Annotated in this window: 2 protein-coding genes; both read left to right on the forward strand. The window is 42.7% G+C overall.

Translation table 11 applies throughout. From position 1 onward, the window contains the following. Positions 1 to 77: 77 nt before the first annotated feature. Complete coding sequence (locus tag GNY06_RS03910) at positions 78 to 302, forward strand: hypothetical protein (protein ID WP_166518894.1); 225 nt, start codon at positions 78 to 80, stop codon at positions 300 to 302. Between the two features lie 124 nt (positions 303 to 426). Beyond that, a partial coding sequence (locus GNY06_RS14045) for a hypothetical protein (protein WP_244614356.1) occupies positions 427 to 497 on the forward strand: 71 nt, incomplete at its 3' end.

Here is a 497-nt window from a genome sequence, read left to right on the forward strand (position 1 = left end):
GCTCAGATTATAAAAATCCAAGCCTGAGGTTGTATCTCGAACTGTGTCATACACATTATCTTTAAATATAATATCTTATGGCACAAGAAGAATTTGACTTTGAGTCTTTTAAGAATGAGGCTATTGCGGGTCTTTATTCTGGAAAAAAAATGACTGGCACCGATGGGGTTCTGGCTCCCATGGTGAAGCACTTTCTGGAATCTATGATGTCCGGTGAGCTTGAATACCACCTTGCTCAGGATAAACTTAAGAGCAGATTAACCGTAAGAACGGTAAAACGAAGAAGACTGTGCGTAGTCTAAGTGCTGGCTCATTTGAGTTAGAAACTGGTCGTGACCGCCTGGGTACTTTTGAACCTAAGATTGTCCCCAACGCCAGCTAATCATTACCGATGAGCTGGAAGGTACTATCTTATCGATGTACGCTATGGGAGTGAGTACCCGAGCAATGGGGGATTATGTTCAGGAAATGTATGCTATGGAGATTTCTCCTGCAGA

It is taken from the genome of Elizabethkingia argenteiflava, from assembly GCF_009904105.1.
GTDB classification, from domain to species: Bacteria; Bacteroidota; Bacteroidia; order Flavobacteriales; family Weeksellaceae; genus Elizabethkingia; species Elizabethkingia argenteiflava.